1 protein-coding gene and 1 pseudogene are annotated in these 1,927 nt (G+C 71.5%); one reads left to right on the top strand and one right to left on the bottom strand.

The window, feature by feature from the left end; all coding sequences use genetic code 11:
- A pseudogene (locus ACFXB5_RS42275) lies at positions 1-615 on the top strand (hypothetical protein); the annotation flags it as partial.
- Positions 616-676: 61 nt separating this feature from the next.
- Here the strand turns inward: ACFXB5_RS42275 and ACFXB5_RS42270 are convergent.
- The gene (locus ACFXB5_RS42270) at positions 677-1,819 is read right to left on the bottom strand and encodes an NADH-quinone oxidoreductase subunit D (RefSeq protein WP_385218850.1); all 1,143 of its coding nucleotides are present in this window, start codon (positions 1,817-1,819) and stop codon (positions 677-679) included.
- Between the last annotated feature and the right edge of the window lie 108 nt (positions 1,820-1,927).

Here is a 1,927-nt window from a genome sequence, read left to right as displayed (position 1 = left end):
GGCGCTACGGCGCCGATTTGCCCCGGCCGCTCGCGGGGGGCCCTGGGCACGGGCGGGCCGCGGGCGGCGGCCGTTTCCGCCCCGGCCGACGAGGCCCTGAGCCGGCTCAGGGAGAGCGCCCGACGGCAGAAGGAGCGGCGGGAGCAGGCCGAAGCCGCGGCCGTCCGGGCCGAGGCTCCGGACCAGGCCCCGGAGCAGAACGCGGAGCAGGACGCGGAGCGCGACGACCGTAAGGGCCCGCGCGAGAGCCGGGGCAAGGAAGGTGCCGCCACGCTGGGGAAGCCCCCGGCGGCCGGCGGGCAGGACGGCGACGGCCCGCAGGAGCCGCGCACCCACGCCCGTACGGCCGCCTCGGCGGTGGTGCCGTATGCCGCGGCGCGCCGGGCCGCCTCCCGTTCGGAGAGCGGCTTCGACTACTTCGGCACCCAGAAGAAGCAATCGAAGAAGCAGAAGCGGGAGCCCGAACCGGCCGCCGAGGAGGACCTCGCGGATGTGATCGGCGACGAGACCCTGGCGGAGACCAAGAAGGGCGCGGTGGGCGAGGTCATCGACCTGACCGAGCACGACGAGACGGAGCAGATCGACCTCGGGGAGCTGCGCAGCGCGATCTCGTGAGGGATCGCCCGCGCGGCTCGCCCGCGTGTTGATCGGCTACTTGTCGATGTCGCCTTGTCGGTTACTTGTCGATGTCGCCGACGACGAAGAAGAGCGACCCCAGGATCGCCACCATGTCGGCGACGAGAGTGCCCGGCAGCAACTCGGTGAGCGCCTGGATGTTGTTGTACGACGCCGAGCGGAGCTTCAGCCGGTACGGCGTCTTCTCGCCCTTGGAGACGAGGTAGTAGCCGTTGAGGCCGAGCGGGTTCTCGGTCCAGGCGTAGGTGTGGCCCTCGGGCGCCTTGAGCACCTTCGGCAGCCGCTGGTTGATCGGCCCCGGCGGAAGCTCGTCCAGCCGGTCCAGACAGGCCTCGGCCAGCGCCAGCGAGGCGTGTGTCTGCTCCAGCAGGCATTCGAACCGGGCGAGGCAGTCGCCCTCCTCGCGGATGGCGACCTTGAGGACGTCCTGGAGCTCGGCGTACGCCAGATACGGCTCGTCGCGCCGCAGGTCGAAGTCGACGCCCGAGGCCCGGGCGATGGGGCCGCTGACCCCGTACGCGTGCACCGTCTCGCGGGCCAGGACGCCGACACCGCGGGTGCGGCCCCGGAAGATCTCGTTGCCGAGCACCAGGTCGTCGTACACGCCCATCCGCGAGCGCACCTCGGCCACGGCCTGCCGGGCCCGGCCCAGCCAGCCCGCCGGGAGGTCGTCCTTGAGGCCGCCGACCCGGTTGAACATGTAGTGCATCCGGCCGCCGGAGATCTCCTCCATGACGTGCTGGAGGTCCTCGCGCTCCCGGAACGCGTGGAAGATCGGCGTGATGCCGCCCAGCTCCAGCGGGTACGAGCCGAGGAACATCAGGTGGTTCAGGACCCGGTTGAGCTCGGCGAGGAGCGTACGGGTCCACACCGCGCGTTCGGGGACCTCCATGCCCAGCATCCGCTCGACGGCGAGCACGACGCCGAGTTCGTTGGAGAAGGCGGAGAGCCAGTCGTGACGGTTGGCGAGCATGATGATCTGGCGGTAGTCGCGCGCCTCGAAGAGCTTCTCCGCGCCCCGGTGCATATAGCCGATCACCGGCTCGGCGCTCTGGATCCGCTCCCCGTCGAGGACCAGCCGCAGCCGTAGCACTCCATGGGTGGAGGGGTGCTGTGGGCCGATGTTGAGCACCATGTCCGTGCTCTCGGCGCCGCCGCCGATGCCGACTGTCGTCTCCGTCATGCGTACCAGTCTGTCAGCTCCCCGGGAGGCCCCTGCCGGGCGCGGCTGGTCGGCGGGCCACGCGGCGGAGCCGCATAGCGATGCTTTCCCCTCCCCGCCCCTTCCCGC

The organism is Streptomyces sp. NPDC059455 (assembly GCF_042750115.1).
Taxonomy (GTDB): Bacteria; Actinomycetota; Actinomycetes; order Streptomycetales; family Streptomycetaceae; genus Streptomyces; species Streptomyces endocoffeicus.
Note: the sequence above shows the minus strand (reverse complement) of the source record. Positions and strands in the feature narration are given on the sequence as shown.

Coding starts and splice junctions, on each gene's coding strand:
- ACFXB5_RS42270 (WP_385218850.1), bottom strand. CDS start 1,819: ATGACGGAGACGACAGTCGGCATCGGCGGCGGCGCCGAGAGCACGGAC.